Here is a 788-nt window from a genome sequence, read left to right as displayed (position 1 = left end):
CGGTTCTGGGTGGCGGCGCAGGCCGAGGCCGGGGACATGGACGCGGTTGGTTTGGAGGGGATCGATCACCCGCTGCTGAGTGCGGTGACGGAGGTCGCCGGTGGTGAGTCGGTGGTCTTCAGTGGCCGTCTGTCGGTGGCTGCGCAGCCGTGGCTGGCCGATCATGTGGTCAACGGGACGGTGATCGTGCCGGGGACGGCGTTGGTGGAGCTGGCGGGCCGGGCGGGTGAGGAGCTGGGTTGTGCGCTGGTGCGGGAGCTGACGTTGCAGGCTCCGCTGGTGCTGGCGGACGAGGGCGGCGTGCGGGTGCAGGTGCTGGTCGGTGCGGCGCAGGAGCCGGGGGTGCGGTCGGTGGCGATCCACTCGCGAGCCCACGACGCGCAGGACTGGACGCTGCACGCGCAAGGCGAGCTCGCCGAGCAGGTGGCCGAGCCGGGCTTCTCGGTGGCGGTGTGGCCGCCGGCCGATGCGGTGGCGGTGGCGGTGGATGACTTGTATGAGCGTCTGGCCGAGATCGGTCTGGAGTACGGGCCGGTCTTCCAGGGGCTGGCGCGGGCGTGGGTGCGACCGGGTGAGGTGCTGGCCGAGATCGTTCTGCCCGAGCAGGCGCATGCTGAGGCGGCGCGGTTCGGGGTGCATCCGGCGTTGCTGGACGCGGCGTTGCATGCCAGCGCGCTGGGTGATCTGCTGCCCGCCCCCGAGCCGGGGCGGCCGTATCTGCCGTTCGCCTGGAACGGGGTGTCGGTCCACGCGGTCGGCGCCACCACCCTGCGCGTCAGAGCGACCAG

General features: G+C 72.5%; 1 protein-coding gene. It reads left to right on the top strand.

Annotated elements, in window-relative coordinates; all coding sequences use genetic code 11:
• Window positions 1-788 (top strand): polyketide synthase dehydratase domain-containing protein (locus tag ACVCAG_RS45800; RefSeq protein ID WP_440089952.1); only part of this gene is annotated, 788 nt, incomplete at both ends.

Source organism: Streptosporangium sp. G12 (assembly GCF_052983175.1).
Note: the sequence above shows the minus strand (reverse complement) of the source record. Positions and strands in the feature narration are given on the sequence as shown.